The sequence below is a fragment of the Saccharopolyspora sp. NPDC000995 genome, assembly GCF_053599315.1.
The window spans coordinates 20,549-36,539 of the sequence record NZ_JBSFLZ010000066.1; the positions used below are offsets into that span (position 1 = coordinate 20,549).

Sequence of the window (15,991 nt, forward strand, 5' to 3'; positions counted from 1 at the left end):
CGCACTGTAACGTGGCTGCATGTCGACTCCGGTGAACCTGGACACGATCCGGTTGGTGCCGAAGGTGCTGCTGCATGACCACCTCGACGGCGGCCTGCGGCCGCAGACCGTCATCGATCTCGCGCGAGCGGCGGGATACGCCAGCCTGCCCCACGAAGACGCCGATGAGTTGGGAAGATGGTTCGCTGCGGCGGCTGATTCGGGGTCGCTGGAACGCTATCTGGAGACCTTCTCGCACACCGTCGCAGTGATGCAGACGGAGGAGGCGCTGGCCCGGGTCGCCGCCGAGTGCGTCGAGGATCTGGCCGCGGACGGAGTGGTGTACGCGGAGATCCGTTACGCACCGGAACTGTTCCAAGAACAGGGGCTGACGCTCGACCGGATCGTGGAGGCGGTTCAGGGCGGTTTCCGGGATGGCGAACGCCGCGCCGCCGCCGAAGGAAAACGTATCCGAATCGGTACCTTGTTGTGCGCGATGCGGCAGAATGCGCGGTCGGCGGAAATCGCGAACCTCGCGGTTCGGTATCGCGACTCCGAGGTGGTCGGTTTCGACATCGCGGGTCCGGAAGCGGGATTTCCGCCCACCCGGAACCTGGATGCCTTCGAATATCTCCGAGCGCAGAACGCGCATTTCACCATTCACGCTGGTGAGGGGTTCGGCCTGCCATCGATCTGGGAGGCGATCCAGCACTGCGGCGCGGAACGCCTCGGGCACGGCGTGCGCATTGTCGACGACATCAAGGTCGACGAGGATGGCTCGGTGCACCTGGGCCGGCTGGCGTCCTACATCCGGGACCGGCGGATCCCGCTGGAGATGTGCCCGTCGTCGAACCTGCAGACCGGGGCCGCCAAGTCGATCGCCGAGCACCCGATCGGTCTGCTGGCGAAGCTGCGCTTCCGGGTCACCGTGAACACGGACAACCGGCTGATGAGCCACTGCTCGATGTCCAGCGAGTTCGCCGCTGTGCACGAGGCGTTCGGCTACGGGTGGGCGGACATGCAGTGGTTCGCGGTGAACGCGATGAAGTCGGCGTTCATCGGCTTCGACGAGCGGCTGGAGATCATCGAAGATCTGATCAAGCCGGGCTATGCAGCGTTGCTGGAATGACGCGCGCCGCCGAGCAGGGTGCGCGCGTGGCGGCCGTGGATACCGCCAAGCCTGAATGCGACTCACGATCCGCGCGAGCGCGGCGGCGATGCACAGCTTAGGAGGGACAGGTGGCACGACGCGGGGAACCCGCGTCGGCGAGCGGTACGCGCGGCACCGCACGGCGGCGCACGCAATGGCCAAGCAAGTCGTCGGAACCCCTGCCGCCGCCGAAGACCTGGTTGCGGAAGCGTTCGCGAAGGTCCTGGACGTCCTGCGCCGCGGTGGCGGCCCGCACTGCGCGTTCCGCGCCTACCTGCTCACCACGGTGTGGAACCTGTCGATGGCGTTGAACAACCGGGGCCGCCGGGTTCAACTGGCCGCCGAGCTCGACGGTTTCTGCGGGCCCGAGAACCACGCGCAGTTCGTCGATCCCGCGGTGCTGGAGCTGGAGCGCGAGCTGGTGGGGAAGGCGTTCGCTTGGCTGCCGCACCGTTGGCGGCGCGTCCGGTGGTGCATGGAGGTCGAGCGCTTGACGACGGCGGACGTCAGCAGAAAGCTCGGAATCAGCCGCAACAGCGCCGCCGCGCTGGCCTACCGAGCGCGGAAAGGCTTACGAGAGGCCTATTCAGGTGTGCGTGGGCGAACCCACCCGCCGCCGGCTTGCGGCTCCGGGGGTGCTGCTCGCGAGGCGGCGTGAGACCTCGCCGGACCGACGCCGTGGCCGGAAGAGTGGCGATTTCGCGCGAAATCGCCACTCGGCACATCGAATCCGGTGCGGCTCAGTGCGTGCGGAACCGCTCTTCCAAGGCCTCGACCAGCTTGCGCCAGGTCGCGACCTCGGAGTCGAACGGGGCGCTCGGCGGCAGCCGGTTCGGGCTCGGGCGCAGCACGAAGGAGACCAGCCAGCCAAGCCGTTCCGAAGGCTGCAACGCCTGCTCGACGCTGTCGTCGCCGGCCCACATCGCCGCGTCCATCAGCAGTTCCTCGGCGAGGTCCAGCTGGGTCGGGTCCACTTCGGATGGTCCAGCGCCGAGGTCGGCGTCCAGGCCGGTCAGCACGTAGGTGTTCTCGGGGTCGACCTCGATCCGCAGCTCGCCCGCGGTGGCCTTCTCCTGGACCTGCGACCAGGTCGCGACCCGGGCCAGGTCGGTGTCCTCGACGGCGGCATCGTCGGCCAGGAACCGGGCCAACGCGCGCGGCGAGGGGAACACGTCGATCTTGCCGCCGGTGCCGAGGAAGATCGGGTTGTCGTCGAGGTAGCAGCGCAGCGAGTAGAGCTCGCCGGTGCCGGTGATGATCCGGATCGGGTCGATGCCGACCTCGCCCCAGAAGCCGACCTTGACCTCTTCGATGTCGTCGACCTCGGGCGCTTCGGCGGCGCCGGCCTCTTCCTCGGCGTCGGCCTCCAACGCCTCCGCGAGCTCGGTCTCGGCCGTGGCGACGGCGTCGGCCGGCACGTCCGGAGTGGTGACGACAGCGTCGATGGCGTCCAACAACTCGTCCCAGCGCTCGACGACGACCTGGCACAGGTCGGTCCAGCGGCGCTGCCCGTCCTTGCCGGAGAACGCGAAGGTGCCCTGGTCGAGCATGGCGAAACCGTCGGCTGCGTCGAGCACGTCGTGCACCGCGTCCAGCTCGCAGACGTCGGCCAGCGAGCGGGCGATCTCGACGATGTCGGCCAGCTCGTTGATGGTCCAGGTGTCCATCGGCTCGGCGACCAGTTCGGGCACGCCGACCAGGTCGTACTGGTGGTCCTCGTCCGGGCTCAGGTCGACCGCGGACAAGGCAGGCACCACGTGCCAGGCCGGGTGGTCGTCGAGGTCGTGCTCCTCGGCGGTGCGCACGAACGCCGCCAGGCGCGCGGCATCGGGGAACGCATAGAGGTCGTCCTCGTGTCCGAGGAATGCCTCCCATTCCTCGCCGTCCTCGCGCCAACGCGGTGCCCACAGTGTGACGACGTCGCCCTGCGGGAGCCCGAGCTCGATGGGGACGATGTCCTGCGCCATCTCTCTACCTCCGGTCACCGAACCAGACCTCGCGGAAGCCTACGGGCTCCGCGTTCACAGCGTGTTCCCCGGTCCGGCTGTCACCGTATCGAGCCTCTCGAAAGCAACGTTCGACGGAGCAGTTCGTAACGATCGCCACTTGCGTGTGCAGCTGTGGCCCAAGCCGAGTTGGGCCTTTCGGCGTAGTGGCGGTCCGCACCCGGCGGTGGAGTCACGGTTGGCGGTACCGGCCTGGCGCGTTCCCGACGATCATGATCGGAATGGATGTCACGGAGCTGTGGACGAAGATCGTGCTCTGGCTAACGGAGCACGCCCCGGTTACCGCAGCCGCCCTGCGTCCCCCCGAGCCGCCCGACCTCGCCGAGTTGGAGGCGGAGTTCGCCGTCGAGTTGCCCGTCGAACTGCGCGAGCTGTGGACGTGCTGCGGTGGCACCGACACCAACGTGCTGGCCGACGTCCTGCCGCCCTTCTACACGCCATACAGCGCGGCGCAGGCCCTCCAGTCCTGGCGCGATCACCGCGAGAACTGGACGGCGCAGTGGGAGCGGCCGGCCTGCGACTACTACGCGGGCTCGCCGGGCTCCAGCTTCCACCCATCGTGGATTCCGATCGCCGGTGACGGTTTCGCGGACGAGCTCGTGGTGGACCTGCGGCCGGGACCGCTGGAGGGCTGCGTGCTGGAGTGGGAGCAGGAGACGGCCCAGGTGCTGAGGCCGGAGTGGAAGGGCGTCACGTCGATGCTCGCCGACGTCCACCGGGCCCTGACCGAGGGAGTCCCGGCCGGCCACAGTTACCCGACGGTGACCGAGGACGGCCGCCTCGACTGGCAGATCCGCTGATTCGACTCAACCCGGCGACAGGGCGGACGATCGTCCGACCTGCGGATCGGAACCTGGGTGTGCGTGTGCGGACCGCGCGAGGGTCAGGTGCCGACTGGGTGCCAGACCGTTTTGACCTCGGTGAAGGCACGCAGGCGCTGGAGGTCCGGCTCCCGGGTCCAGTCCGCTTCGCCGCGCACCGGCAGCACGCGCTTGACCGTGTCCGCTGCAGTCTTGGCGAGCTCGGCGCGCAGCTCTTCCGTCGCGCCAGTCGGATCCAGGGCGTTGACGTCGGCGTGGGAGGCTAGCCAGGGGGCGAGTTCGGCGGCCTGGCCGGTCAGGACGTTGACCACGCCATCGGGCACGTCGGAGGTCGCCAGCGCCTCGGCGAAGGTCACGGCGGGCAGCGGTCGGTCCGTGCTGGCGACCACGACGCAGGTGTTTCCGGCCGCGATCACCGGGGCCACCACGCTGATCAGGCCGAGCAGCGAGGAGTCCGGGGGCGCGAGCACTCCCACCACGCCGGTCGGCTCCGGGACGCTGAACGAGAAGTACGGCCCCGCAACGGGATTCGCGGCGCCGAGCACCATCGAGATCTTGTCGGTCCAGCCCGCGTACCAGACCATCCGGTCCACCGTCTCATCCACAGTGGACCGCGCCTGCTTGCGGGGCAAGCCCTCCGCGGCGGAGATCTCGGCGGCGAACTGCTCGCGCCGGCCTTCCATCACCTCGGCGATCCGGAAGAGCACCTGGCCGCGGTTGTAGGCCGTCGCGCCGGACCAGCCGCCGAACGCCTTGCGAGCGGCGGCGACCGCGTCGCGGACGTCCTTGCGGGACGCCTGCGCGGCGTTGGCCAGGAACGCGCCCTGCCGGTCGTGCACCGGGTACACGCGGCCCGACTCGGAGCGCGGGAACGAACCACCGATGTAGAGCTTGTAGGTCTTGGCCACGGCTAGCCGCTCCGGGATGCGGTTGTCAGACATCGAGGTACGCCTCCAAACCGGCGCGTCCGCCTTCGCGGCCGAAGCCGGATTCCTGGTAGCCGCCGAACGGGGCGGTCGGATCGAACCGGTTGAAGGTGTTCGCCCACACCACACCGGCACGTAGCCGCTGCGCCGCCCACAGGATCCGGGACCCCTTCTCGGTCCAGACCCCGGCCGACAGCCCGTAGGGGGTGTTGTTGGCCTTGGCGATGGCCTCCGCTGGGGTGCGGAAGGTCAACACCGAGAGCACCGGCCCGAAGATCTCCTCGCGGGCGATCCGCATCGACTGCTGGACCTCGGAGAACACCGTGGGGGAGAAGAAGAACCCCTTCTCCGGCAGCGGGCACGGGCTGGTCCAGCGCTGGGCGCCCTCGGCGTCGCCGCTGGCGGCCAGTTCGGTGATCTTGGCCAGCTGCTCGGCGGAGTTGATCGCGCCGACGTCGGTGTTCTTGTCCAGCGGGTCGCCGACCCGCAGCGTCTGGATCCGGACCCGCAGCTTCTCGAGCAGTTCGTCGGCGATCGACTCCTGTACCAGCAGCCGCGAGCCTGCGCAGCAGACGTGGCCCTGGTTGAAGAAGATCCCGTTCACGATGCCCTCAACAGCCTGGTCGAGCGGGGAGTCGTCGAAGACGATGTTCGCGGCCTTGCCACCGAGCTCCAGCGTCAGCTTCTTGCCGGAACCCGCGACGCTGCGCTGGATCTGCTTGCCGACCTCGGTGGAGCCGGTGAACGCGACCTTGTCGACGCCGGGGTGCGCGACCAGCGCGGCGCCGATGTCACCGGCGCCGGGCAGGATGTTCACCACGCCCGGCGGCAGCCCGGCCTGCTGGCAGATTTCCGCGAAGACCAGCGCGGTCAGCGGCGTCGTCTCGGCGGGCTTGAGCACCACGGTGTTGCCGCAGGCCAGCGCCGGGGCGATCTTCCAGGCCAGCATGAGCAGTGGGAAGTTCCACGGGATGACCTGCCCGGCGACGCCGAGCGGCCGCGGGTCGGGCCCGTAGCCAGCGTAGCCGAGCTTGTCGGCCCAGCCGGCGTGGTGGAAGAAGTGCGCCGCGGCGGTCGGGATGTCGGCGTCCCGCGACTCCTTGATCGGTTTGCCGTTGTTCAGCGACTCCAGCACCGCGAGCTCGCGGCCGCGTTCCTGGATCAGCCGGGCGATGCGGAACAGGTACTTCGCGCGTTCCTTGCCTGGCATCGTCGACCAGGTGTCGTCGAAAGCCCGCCGTGCCGCCCGGACCGCATCGTCCACATCGGACTCCGAAGCGCTGGAGACCTCGGCCAGCGGTTCCTCGGTGGCCGGGTTGATGCTCTTCAGCGGCTCACCGCCGCCGTCGACGAACTTGCCGTCGACGAACATCCGGTAGCTGGGCTTTAGGTTTGCGATGTCCCGCGACTCCGGCGCCGGTGCGTACTCCCACGGGCTATCGGTCATCAGTCCACCGCCACGTAGTCGGGGCCGCTGTAGTGGCCGTCGAGTTGGGTGCGCCGCTGCATCAACAGGTCGCCCAGCAGGCTGGACGCGCCGAATCGGAACAGTTTCGGGGTCAACCACTCCGGGCCGGCGATCTCCTGCACGGCCACCAGGTAGCGGATCGCCTCCTTGGTGTTGCGGATCCCGCCCGCGGGCTTGACGCCACGCAGCTGCCCGGTGGAATCCCGCCAGTCGCGGACCGCCTGGAGCATCAGGTGCGTCACCGGGAGGGTCGCGGCCGGGGAGACCTTGCCGGTGGAAGTCTTGATGAAGTCCCCGCCCGCGAGCAGTGCGAGCCAGCAGGCGCGGCGCACGTTGTCGTAGGTGGCGAGCTCACCGGTCTCCAGGATGACCTTCAGGTGCGCGTCGCCGCAGGCGGCCTTGACGGCCTGGATCTCCTCGAAGACCCGCCCGTACCGGCCGGCCAGGAACGCGCCGCGGTCGATCACCATGTCGATCTCGTCGGCGCCCGCGGCCACGGCGTACTCCACGTCGGCGAGCTTCACCGCCAGCGCCGAGCGGCCGGACGGGAACGCCGTCGCGACCGAGGCGACCTGGATGTCGGTGCCGTCGAGGGCCCGGACCGCGGTGGCGGCCATGTCGGAGTAGACGCAGACGGCCGCGACCTGCGGGGTGTCCGGCCGCTCCGGGTCGGGGTGACGGGCTTTGGCGCACAGCGTGCGGACCTTGCCCTCGGTGTCGGCGCCTTCCAGCGTCGTCAGGTCAATCACCGAGATCGCGGTGTCGATCGCCCAGCGCTTCGCGGTCTTCTTGATGCTCCGCGTCGCGAGGCCGGCGGCCCGCTGCTCCAACCCGACCTGGTCGACGCCGGGTAGGCCGTGCAGGAACCGGCGCAACGACCGGTCGTCCCGGACGGCATCGGTGAACTCGGACACGGTTGGCTCGGACAGGGGCGGCGACTGTGCCATGCCCGGAGTCTAAGCGCCAACCTCGCGTCGCCGCTGAGACTGGAGTGATCACGCCAACCTGTTGTGAAGTCGGGTGCCGAACTTCGGATCAGGTGCCTTCGCACGTCGTTGCCGCTTGAGGCGAAGGCGGTCTCCTATGTGGTCGAGCAGGCGGTGGAAGGTTGCTAGCCCCGTTGCGGGAGCGTCGCCGAAGAGGTCCGCGGCAGCCTGGTCTGCCCTGTGGTGCATCTTCGTCAGCGCTGCGCGCCTTTCCTCGGTGAGATCGACCAGCATCGCGCGCCGAGGCCCGGCCGGTCGATGTGGTCGAAGCGCTCGCGGTCACGCCGCCAATCGCCGTGTTGTGGGAACTGCTCGGGATCGCCGAGGAAGACCGGGATCTACACCACGACGTCGCATGCCATCAGCATCGGCACCCGTGCTGCTGCTCACGAGCGGTCAGTACGGCGCACTTTGCTGCGAACCGGGATCTGGTGGCACCGGCGGTTGAGGAGGTCCTGCGGCTCCAGACCGGTCGCAACGCCGAGACCATGCCGCCATCGCGCACGTTGGTGCAGGCGGACGCCGTGGGCGCTTCCGGTGCTGTGGGGCCAAAAGCGCTCACGAGTCTTGGCTGGCGTGGGGTCCGGCGGTCACCTGTGGTGGCCATTGAGGCGAGCTCGGCGGGCCAGGGCCGGTTGGCGGCTGCGGGCAGGTGGGCGGTCGTCGCCCCGGGACGGCGTCGCGACGCCTGTCGGCTGTTGACGGTCCCACGGGAGCAGCTGCTTGGAGCCCGTTCGGTCCGCCAGGCGCAGCGACTGCGCCGAGGTGATCCACTCCTCCGCGGGTTCCGCGATCTCCAGGAGCAGCGCCTCGAACTCCGAGCGCGTCGTCTCCAGGATGTGCGGCGCCGCCAACCAGCGCAGGACGTTGCGGCCGGTCACCGCCATCCGCTGCCGCGGCGAGGTGACCAGCTTCTCGTCGAAGTAGCGGATCAGGACCTCGTCCACCACATCCCATGCGTTCGCGGCGCCGAAGAGGTCCTTGACGTCCTCGGCGTCGAGGATCCGGAAGCACTCCTCCAGCAGCTGCATGACCTCCACCCGCAGCACGTTCAGGTGGCCGTAGGAGGTGAACTTCAGGTTGTTGCGCAGGTCCAGGCCGCTGCGCCGCACCACGGCCATGCTGCCGAAGGCCATGTCGTGCGCCCGTTCCCGGATGACGTCGGAGATCCGCTTGTCCCGCCAGAACAGCGCGACCTGATTGTTGAACTGGACGAACAACCGGTGGAAGTCGGTGTTCGGCCGCGAGTTCGCCGAGCCCAGCCCGCGCCCGTAGCCGAGCACCCGCCGGTAGGCGCTGATCCGGTCGTGCTTGGTGTAGCGCAGCACGTCGCGCCGGTCGAACCGGTACAGCCCGAACGCGCCCGGCCCGTCGGAGAGCCGGATCGTGCCGCGCTGGAACAGCTCCTGCATCTTCTGCACGACGCGGAAGAACCCGATCCTCTCGTGCTGGTACAGGTAGTAGAGGTCGCCGACGGCGAGGATGCGTTCGGACGCGATCGTTTCGTCGTAGGTCTCGATGCCGTGCGGCATGCGCGTTGCCCCGAGGTCCCCGGCCGACTCGCCGCCGAGGCCGACCAGCTGTGCGAGGCCGCCGTCGGCAGGGCGGGGCTCGTTCTGGGCCTCGGTTTCGACGGCGAAGAGCATGTCGTCGATCTGCTTCAGGATCGCCTCGCCGACCTGGGGATTGCTGCCCAGCTCGTTCGACAGGTTGCCGGCGACCTGTCTGCGCAGCGCGGCGACCCGGTCGAACAGTTCCCGGTACTGCTTTTCGGTGGCCATCATTCCTCCGTGCGGGGCGCGGGCGGACCGCTATTCCGGCCGCGGGGCGGGCTTGGGCTCGGGACGCTTGCGCTGGCTGCTCCGCTTGGCCGCGGGATCGGTCGTTGAGATCGGGACAGCCGTCGTGGTGGTTGCTGGCGCGGGCGCCACGGCCGGTGCGCTCGGTGCCACCGGCGGCGGATCGGTGGGCGCGGGTCCGGGCGGCGGCTGATCCGGTGGTTTCGGCCCGGAATCCGGCGGCGGCGGGGGCGGTCCAGGTGGGTCGGCGGGCCTCGCGCCGTGCCGGATCGGCCGGGCTACCCGCACGATCTCCTGCAGGTGGTCGTGCAGCTCGTCGACCGCGCGCTGGACCCGGGAGCTGAAGAACCCCGGCGGCAACGTCGCCCGGTAGTTGCCCGGCACGTCCTGCTTGTCGTCGTCGGAGCGCCTGGGGAGGTTGCCGACGAGCCGCTCCAACCGCTTGGCGACCTGCAGGAACGCGCTGTCCACGCCGTCCTTTCCCGCGACTTCGATCAGCTTGCGGCCTTCGAAGCAGGCGAAGTCGTACGTCCAGCGCAGCAATCCGCCGAGCGACATCGAGCCACCGTCCGGATCAGGGATGCGCAGCACCTCGCGGTCGCCGCGGTGGATGCTCACCGAGCTCAACGCCGCGACTAGCTCTTCGGTCTGCACTGCGGCGGCCGAGAGCAGCTGGGATAGCGCCACGACAGCGGGGCCGAAGAACGGTGCCTGCCCGGTTTCGGGCTGCGCGAACGGGTCGATCCGGCCGCGGGCGTCCAGCCAGCCGCGGTACAGCGACAGCACCCAGTCGACGAGCGTGATGAACGAGGTCTGGATCCGCTCCTCTTCGATTGTGTTGACCAGGCCGCCGACCAGCCCGAACTCGTTGCGCAGCTCCCCGAGGTGGCCGCGCACCAGGTCCGGGTCCACCGCGGAGCCCGGTTTGCCGAGCAGCAGCACGAAGAGCTGGTCCACGCGCGGGACCCGCAGCAGTGGGCTCTCCAGCTCCTTGCGGATCTCTTCCAGCTCGTAGCGCACCAGGCTGCGGAATCCCTCGCCGTTCTCCGGATCCGAGCTTGCTCGCAGTGGCTTCAGCGAGTCGAGCAGCGCGGTCGCGTCCTTGATGGCGCTGCGCGCCCGCGCGGCCAGCGACGCCTGCCCGCCGGTGACCGCACCCAGGTCGGCCTGGATCGCGTAGCCGCGTGGCGTCCACTTGGCCTCGGTGTGCCCCTCGACGCGCTTGAGCTCGAAGCTCCCGGTCAGCGCGGCGGTGAAGCCCTTGGTGTCGCCGTCGCGCCACTTCCAGCCCAGCACGTCGCCGATCGCCTTGTTCGCGATGTCGCCGGGCCGCTCGCAGCACGGCGGGTCGTGCCGGGTGACCAGCGGATACGCGCTGTCGATGTCCTGGGCCGGCGGCAGCGCGGCGCCCCGATCTTCGTTGACCCGGCCGTCGTTGGTGATGCTCATCGCCTGCCCTCGCAGTTCCTCTTGATGCCGAACCGCACCGCGAGTTCGGCTGCCTCGAACCAACACCGCAGCATGCTGTCCTCCGTGCTGCGCAACGAATACACACAACCGTCCACACCGGACCGTATGCTGCGCGCCCAACCGAGCCATTCCGGTCCGCGCCCCTGCACCGCTCGCGCGAGGTCGGTTGCCGCGTGGTGACTGCGGAATTCGTCGTCCAGCCTCCGGTGCATGCGCAGCAGCGCCAGCGCCGTGGTGTGGAGGACGTCGGCGTCGACCCGGTCTCGAACCGCGCGCAGCGCCGGTTGCAGGTCGGCGGTGCCGTCGGTGACGACCTCGGCGAGCCGGTCCGACACCGCCGGGCTCTCGCCGGTCGGGCGGTCCTCGACCACGGTGACCTCCAGCGCCCGCCACGCGGCCGCGAACCGCCGGAGTTCCCTCGCCAGTGCGGGGAATTCGCCGCGCAGGGTCATCGCGCTCGCCTCCCCAGCTCTTCCATGAAGAACTGCACCAATCGATTCGGCGGTGCCATCCGCTGTTCGAGCGCGTGCCGGACGGCGCCGATCAGGAACCGCTCGGGTACTACACCGGGTGACACGCCGTCGGCTAATCGCCCCGCGGCTTCCTCGATCATCTGCTGTTCCTTCGGCTCGAACCGCAGAACCCGCGACAGGCTGCGGTTTCCCAGCGACGGGAAGGAGGTGAAGCACATCGCGTTCACCACGGCCGGGATCGCCCGGTCCGCGGTCGCCAGCAGCGCCCGCGGCGCGCCGGGCAGCTCCGCCCGCGGGTACATCGCGCGCCAGGCCCCCGCGTGCTGCCCGGCGCGCTCCGCGAAACCCATCCGGGCGAGCAGCTCGATCGACAGCTTCCCGCGCAGGTAGGGCACGGGATGCACCGCCGCGCGCCGGAACTTCATCGTCTTCCGCCGGTCCCGCGCGATCACGTCGAACAGCGAGCCCACGACCAGCGGCCCGCCGAGCAGCAGGCCGGAGAGGTCCGCGAACGTCTCCCGATTCCAGCGCACCCAGATCGACACCACCGCGGGCGGCAGCCCGAGCTCGGTCAACCTGGCCGCGACCTGCATCGGGATCGCCTTGGCCAGCCCGAGGTCGTTCTGCAGGTTGTGGCTGACCTCGTGCAGCACCGCACCGAGCGTCCACGGGTTGACCAGCCGGTGGAAGGGCAGCTGGATCAGCGGGAACGGGTTCAGCCGGTTGCTCAGCCGTTGCAGCGGGATGCCGCGCCGCGACGTCGCCGGGCCGTGGCTGGGTTCCAGGTAGCAGAAAGGCGGCGGCGTCGGGATCGAGCGCCAGCGCCCGATCCCCAGGTAGGCGTACTGGTAGCAGTCCAGGGCGATGCGGTCGGCCGCCACCAGCCACGGGGCGAACGTGCTCTGCCGCTGGTTGAACAGTTCCAGGTAGAAATCCCACAGCCGCTCGGTGTCACGCACCCAGCGCTGCGACCGGGACTTCGCGTCCAGCAGGGCCCGCAACCGGCGCGGATCGGGATGTGTCGCGGCGGCTTCCGCCGCACGACGGACCGCGCGGGTGGCTTCGTGCAGCGGTTCTCGCAGGGTGGACATGGTTTCGTTGACGGCCACCAAGTGCGCCCGGCTGGGCCCGGTGGCCGGGTCGCCGAACTCCGCCCAGCTGAACGGGCGCAGCGCGCCCAGGTGCCGTTCGACGTTGGTCGCCTGCGTGCGAACCCAGTCGGCCAGCAGCCGTTCTGTTCCGCGGTCGAGTCGCTGGGTCGGCCGGGCGCGCGCCGGGGCCGACCGCAGCTCAGCGACGGCGGCCACGGCCCTTCGCCCGACTACGGGCCTTGCCGGCGCCGCGGGCCCGGGCCGTCCTCGAGCGGGCGGCCTGCGCCCGGCGGACCTGGGTCGCCCGGTTCGTCCGGCGGACCGGCCTGGCGGGCCTGCGTCCTCGGCGGTTGGCCGGGCGACGACGTCGGCCCCGGCCGCCTCCGATGGCATCGGCGGTGTGTGCGGCCAGCGAGCGGGCGATGTGCCGACCGGTGATCTTCTGCCCGTTCGCGTACCGGTGGCCGATGTCCCGCACCGTGCGCCCGGCGATCTTGGGCACTTGGCGCACCATCTTTCGGGTGGTGGGGCTGCGCCACAACTTCTTGCCGATCGAGGTGACGCCTTTGATGATCTTCGGCGCGAACTTCTTGGCCAATGGCAGGACCTTCGGCGCCAGGCTCATCGCCAGCGGCGCCAGCGCCCCCAGGAAACCTTCGACCTCGGCTTCGGTTTCGGCGCGCTCGGCCTCGAAGGCGAGTTTGGCCATCGTCTCGGCGTCGGAGTAGACGCGGCGGACCGGGTCGGCGAAGTACTCGTCTTCGTCTTCGTCCTCGAACTCGGCTTCGAGTTCGCGGACCAGCTGCTCGAACTCGGCCTCCAGCTCGTCTTCGTCTTCGTCTTCGTCCTCGTCCTCGAACTCCAGCTCCAGCTCGTCCTCCAGTTCGCGGACCAGGCCCTCCAGCTCGTCTTCGAATTCGTCCTCGAACTCCAGCTCGTCCTCGAACTCCTGGGCGAAGTCCTCCAGTTCGTCCTCGTCCTCGAACTCGAACTCGTCCTCCAGCTCGCGGGCCAGCTCGTCCTCCAGCTCGCCGTCGACGGCTCGGTAGCGACTCATGGCGGATCCTCCTGTCCTGCACCGCGTCCGGCGGCATTTTCGGAAGCCGGCCGTCGGTGAGTGCGTGCGAACAGTCCAAAGCAAACGAGCATTCGGGTACTAGTCGCACGTTCAAGTGCCCACCGTTCGCGTTAGTTAACCTGGATGTCACTCGAATCGACGATGCGCGGGCGGTCGATGTTGGCTTTGCTGGTATGCGTCGCGGCGAAGACCGTGACCGGCCTGCGAAGGGGGAACGGGCCGTCGTGAGGCGACGCGATCCGCCGTCCGCGGCCGGGACTGGGGAGGCCGGTACATGCCGAATGATTCGACTGCCGCGTCAATTGCGCGAATCCACCGAGGGCCGCCGCCCGAACCGGAACCGCCCTGGCAGGGGCCGGAGCGGCGCGACGACCTCGGTTCGGACGAACTGGTGCAGCACCTGGTGCGCGCATTGGTGCGACGTGTAGGCGAGCTCGACGGATCGCCCAGGGGGCGAAAACCGTTGCTGGACATGACGGAGCTCGGCATGCGCTGCCTGTTGCTGCCGGTCGTGCCGAAGGTCGAGGAGGTCCTCAGCCCGCGGGAGCGGGAGATCGCGCGGATGGTCGGCCTCGGCTACACCAACCGTTCGATCGCGGCGGTGCTGGACATCAGCCTCTACACGGTTTCCGCACACATGCGGCGAATTTTCATCAAGCTCGGCGTTGGTTCACGCGCCGCGATGGTGGCTGCGCTTTCTGATAATCTGGAGCTCTACGTCGCGGACTAGGCATCCGAAAACCGAGCTGCAATCAGGCATTCGCTCCGAATGCGCCCGTTCGCGCGATCAGCCACCCCAGGGCTGGTGACCGCTGAACGGGTCGTGCGAAGAGAACCTGTGCTCAAGCGTCCGTTGTTCGTCGCGGCTGCGGCCGCACTCGTGCTTTTCGTTCTTCGCCGACGCGCGACCCAAGTTGGCGAATCTTGCCGGTCTCACCTGGGAACCCTGTGGTGACCGGCAGGCGAATGCACCACAGTGGAGGTGCCGATCGACTGGAACGGGCCGAGGCCGCACGAAGACGAACCTCGCGGTGGCGGACGAGATCGACAACTCGGCCCTGCTGGAGCACGACGGCATCGGCCACCGTCAGTACTACCGCAACGACTGCTTCGCGGACCACGTGGAGAAGTACCTGACAACGCTGGAAACACCGCTCCCGGGCACTCACTGCGAAGCGGTCTACCCGATGCAACCCCCGGCGGGCACGACGACCTCCAGCGGCGGCCCGGCGGTTCGCCCGGTCCACCCGGGCCGAAACGCGAGCGGTGGGGGACAGACTGGGCAGTTTTAGGCAAACCTGCCCAGCCAGATGATCGGTACCATGCGAGTGTGATCAGGCTTCGATTGCCTCGGGTGTTGGTGTGGGATCACAACGCCCACTACCACCCGTGGTTGTTGCGGCAGGTTCCGGAGCGGTGTTCGCGGGTGCTCGACGTTGGGTGCGGGACCGGTGCGTTGGTGCGGCGGCTCGTCGATCGAGCGGATTTCGTTGATGCCGTGGATGTTTCGGCGGACTTGATCGACCGGGCTTCGGCTGGGACGTCCGCGATGAATGTGCGATGGATGCGCGGTGATGTGCTGGATCCCGATCTGGACTTGTACCCCGAGGGCTACGACGCGGTCACCGCGGTGTCGAGCCTGCACCACATGGCGCTGCGCCCCGCCCTGACCCGGCTGGCCTCGCTGGTCCGCCCCGGCGGCGTCCTCGCGGTCATCGGCCACTACCGGACGGAGACCGCGGCCGACTTCGCGATGGAAGCGGTCAACATCCCCGCGAACGCGCTGGTCGGCACATACCTGGCCGTGCGCGGCCGAGCGGGCAAACCCCACGACGAGGGTATGCCGGTCCAGGACCCCACCACAACGCTGCACGAAGTCCACGTCGCGGCAGCACAAATCCTCCCCGGTGCCCAGATACGCCGCCGCCTCTTCTGGCGCTATGCCCTGCTGTGGCGCAAGCCCGTCGCCCGCACCCGCACCACGTGAACGCCCGGCGTTCCCCGGAGTCGTGCCAATTTCGCCGAGAAATCGACGTTCACCCGGGTGATGGGCAATTCGTGGGAAATTGCGGGCTCAGGGGTGGCTCGGGAGTTGCGTGAATCCGTCTGGGACGGATGCCTTGAGCTGCGCCAGGTTCTCCCCGGTCGGCGGCAGCCAGGTGAAGTCGGCCGGGGGCGCTCCACGCGCCATCGGAATTCTGCTGCTGGTACCGCACCGGCAGGTAAGTCCCTTCGCTCAACCAGAACCGCACCCCTCCGGTGAGGGGGATGCCGCCGAGTAGTTCGATGGTGGGCAGCCCGTTGATCACTTCGCCCTGTCCGGCGATCTTCAGGTGACCGCTGGCCATCGCCTACTTGATCTGGTCCGGCGTGAGCACGTTCGTCCTGAGTTTCCCCTCCACCCAAACGCCTTCGGGTTCGGCCGAGGTGAAACCAGGCACGCGAAAGCGGTGCCCCAGCACGTCGGTGTCGAACCGGACCGGGACGGGCACGACGCCGTCAGGTGGGTCGAGCAACCGAAGCACCGCGATGTCGGTCGAGTCGTCCCGGTCCACCACCTCGACCGCGCACTCATCGGATCCAAGCAGCGGGAACTGCGCGGTGATGTCGTCGAAACTCCTGACGGCGTGCGCGCACGTGGCGACTAGGCCTTCATCAAGCGTGTCGGGTGGGTAGATCCGGCCTGAGGTAAGGCAAAGGCCTTATCCTGCTTGGGTTTGCGACTCCAACGCATCCCAAGAGGA

The 15,991-nt window shown here is 69.0% G+C and carries 16 protein-coding genes; 6 read left to right on the forward strand and 10 right to left on the reverse strand.

The annotated features are described in order from the left end of the window. Window positions 1-19: 19 nt before the first annotated feature. Together ACWDKQ_RS21075 and ACWDKQ_RS21080 are read left to right on the forward strand one after the other, a co-directional pair. On the forward strand, window positions 20-1,108 hold the full coding sequence (locus ACWDKQ_RS21075) for an adenosine deaminase (RefSeq protein WP_450140444.1): 1,089 nt from the start codon (window positions 20-22) through the stop codon (window positions 1,106-1,108). A gap of 55 nt (window positions 1,109-1,163) precedes the next feature. Beyond that, window positions 1,164-1,787 (forward strand): RNA polymerase sigma factor, encoded by a 624-nt coding sequence (locus ACWDKQ_RS21080; protein WP_450140445.1) that lies wholly within the window; start codon window positions 1,164-1,166, stop codon window positions 1,785-1,787. A gap of 82 nt (window positions 1,788-1,869) precedes the next feature. Here ACWDKQ_RS21080 and ACWDKQ_RS21085 read toward each other — a convergent pair whose 3' ends face one another. Further along, on the reverse strand, window positions 1,870-3,096 hold the full coding sequence (locus ACWDKQ_RS21085) for a primosomal protein (RefSeq protein WP_450140459.1): 1,227 nt from the start codon (window positions 3,094-3,096) through the stop codon (window positions 1,870-1,872). A gap of 260 nt (window positions 3,097-3,356) precedes the next feature. On the opposite strand from ACWDKQ_RS21085, the gene ACWDKQ_RS21090 reads away from it, so the two are divergent. Next, window positions 3,357-3,935, forward strand: a complete 579-nt coding sequence (locus tag ACWDKQ_RS21090) for an SMI1/KNR4 family protein (protein ID WP_450140446.1) — start codon at window positions 3,357-3,359, stop codon at window positions 3,933-3,935. Window positions 3,936-4,018: 83 nt separating this feature from the next. Here the strand turns inward: ACWDKQ_RS21090 and ACWDKQ_RS21095 are convergent, their stop codons facing one another. From ACWDKQ_RS21095 to ACWDKQ_RS21130, 8 genes are all read right to left on the reverse strand, one after another. Next, complete coding sequence (locus ACWDKQ_RS21095) at window positions 4,019-4,897, reverse strand: aldehyde dehydrogenase family protein (protein ID WP_450140447.1); 879 nt, start codon at window positions 4,895-4,897, stop codon at window positions 4,019-4,021. After that, window positions 4,890-6,329, reverse strand: coding sequence for an aldehyde dehydrogenase family protein (locus ACWDKQ_RS21100; protein ID WP_450140448.1), 1,440 nt, complete (start codon window positions 6,327-6,329; stop codon window positions 4,890-4,892). The genes ACWDKQ_RS21095 and ACWDKQ_RS21100 overlap by 8 nt, the downstream gene beginning before the upstream one ends. Next, complete coding sequence (gene deoC / locus ACWDKQ_RS21105) at window positions 6,329-7,297, reverse strand: deoxyribose-phosphate aldolase (RefSeq protein WP_450140449.1); 969 nt, start codon at window positions 7,295-7,297, stop codon at window positions 6,329-6,331. The genes ACWDKQ_RS21100 and deoC overlap by 1 nt, the downstream gene beginning before the upstream one ends. A gap of 629 nt (window positions 7,298-7,926) precedes the next feature. Continuing rightward, window positions 7,927-9,117, reverse strand: a complete 1,191-nt coding sequence (locus ACWDKQ_RS21110; RefSeq protein WP_450140450.1) for a hypothetical protein — start codon at window positions 9,115-9,117, stop codon at window positions 7,927-7,929. A 30-nt stretch (window positions 9,118-9,147) separates the two neighbouring features. Beyond that, complete coding sequence (locus ACWDKQ_RS21115; RefSeq protein ID WP_450140451.1) at window positions 9,148-10,584, reverse strand: hypothetical protein; 1,437 nt, start codon at window positions 10,582-10,584, stop codon at window positions 9,148-9,150. Next, window positions 10,581-11,057, reverse strand: a complete 477-nt coding sequence (locus ACWDKQ_RS21120; protein ID WP_450140452.1) for a hypothetical protein — start codon at window positions 11,055-11,057, stop codon at window positions 10,581-10,583. The genes ACWDKQ_RS21115 and ACWDKQ_RS21120 overlap by 4 nt, the downstream gene beginning before the upstream one ends. Beyond that, window positions 11,054-12,385 carry a hypothetical protein gene (locus tag ACWDKQ_RS21125; protein WP_450140453.1) on the reverse strand — a complete coding sequence of 444 codons (1,332 nt, stop codon included), beginning with the start codon at window positions 12,383-12,385 and terminating at the stop codon, window positions 11,054-11,056. Before ACWDKQ_RS21125 ends, ACWDKQ_RS21120 begins: the two co-directional genes overlap by 4 nt. Further along, window positions 12,369-13,226 carry a hypothetical protein gene (locus tag ACWDKQ_RS21130; protein ID WP_450140454.1) on the reverse strand — a complete coding sequence of 286 codons (858 nt, stop codon included), beginning with the start codon at window positions 13,224-13,226 and terminating at the stop codon, window positions 12,369-12,371. The genes ACWDKQ_RS21125 and ACWDKQ_RS21130 overlap by 17 nt, the downstream gene beginning before the upstream one ends. Before the next feature lie 295 nt (window positions 13,227-13,521). Between ACWDKQ_RS21130 and ACWDKQ_RS21135 the strand changes: the two genes are divergently transcribed. The 3 genes from ACWDKQ_RS21135 (at window position 13,522) to ACWDKQ_RS21145 (ending at window position 15,234) form a co-directional block, all read left to right on the forward strand. Then, entirely contained in the window at window positions 13,522-13,977 is a 456-nt protein-coding gene (locus tag ACWDKQ_RS21135; protein WP_450140455.1) for a helix-turn-helix transcriptional regulator, read from the forward strand. A 301-nt stretch (window positions 13,978-14,278) separates the two neighbouring features. Then, window positions 14,279-14,539, forward strand: a complete 261-nt coding sequence (locus tag ACWDKQ_RS21140) for an alpha/beta hydrolase (RefSeq protein ID WP_450140456.1) — start codon at window positions 14,279-14,281, stop codon at window positions 14,537-14,539. 62 nt (window positions 14,540-14,601) lie between these two features. After that, on the forward strand, window positions 14,602-15,234 hold the full coding sequence (locus ACWDKQ_RS21145; protein ID WP_450140457.1) for a class I SAM-dependent methyltransferase: 633 nt from the start codon (window positions 14,602-14,604) through the stop codon (window positions 15,232-15,234). Window positions 15,235-15,598: 364 nt separating this feature from the next. On the opposite strand, the gene ACWDKQ_RS21150 is transcribed toward ACWDKQ_RS21145, so the two are convergent. After that, the gene (locus ACWDKQ_RS21150) at window positions 15,599-15,925 is read right to left on the reverse strand and encodes a S1 family peptidase (protein ID WP_450140460.1); all 327 of its coding nucleotides are present in this window, start codon (window positions 15,923-15,925) and stop codon (window positions 15,599-15,601) included. Between the last annotated feature and the right edge of the window lie 66 nt (window positions 15,926-15,991).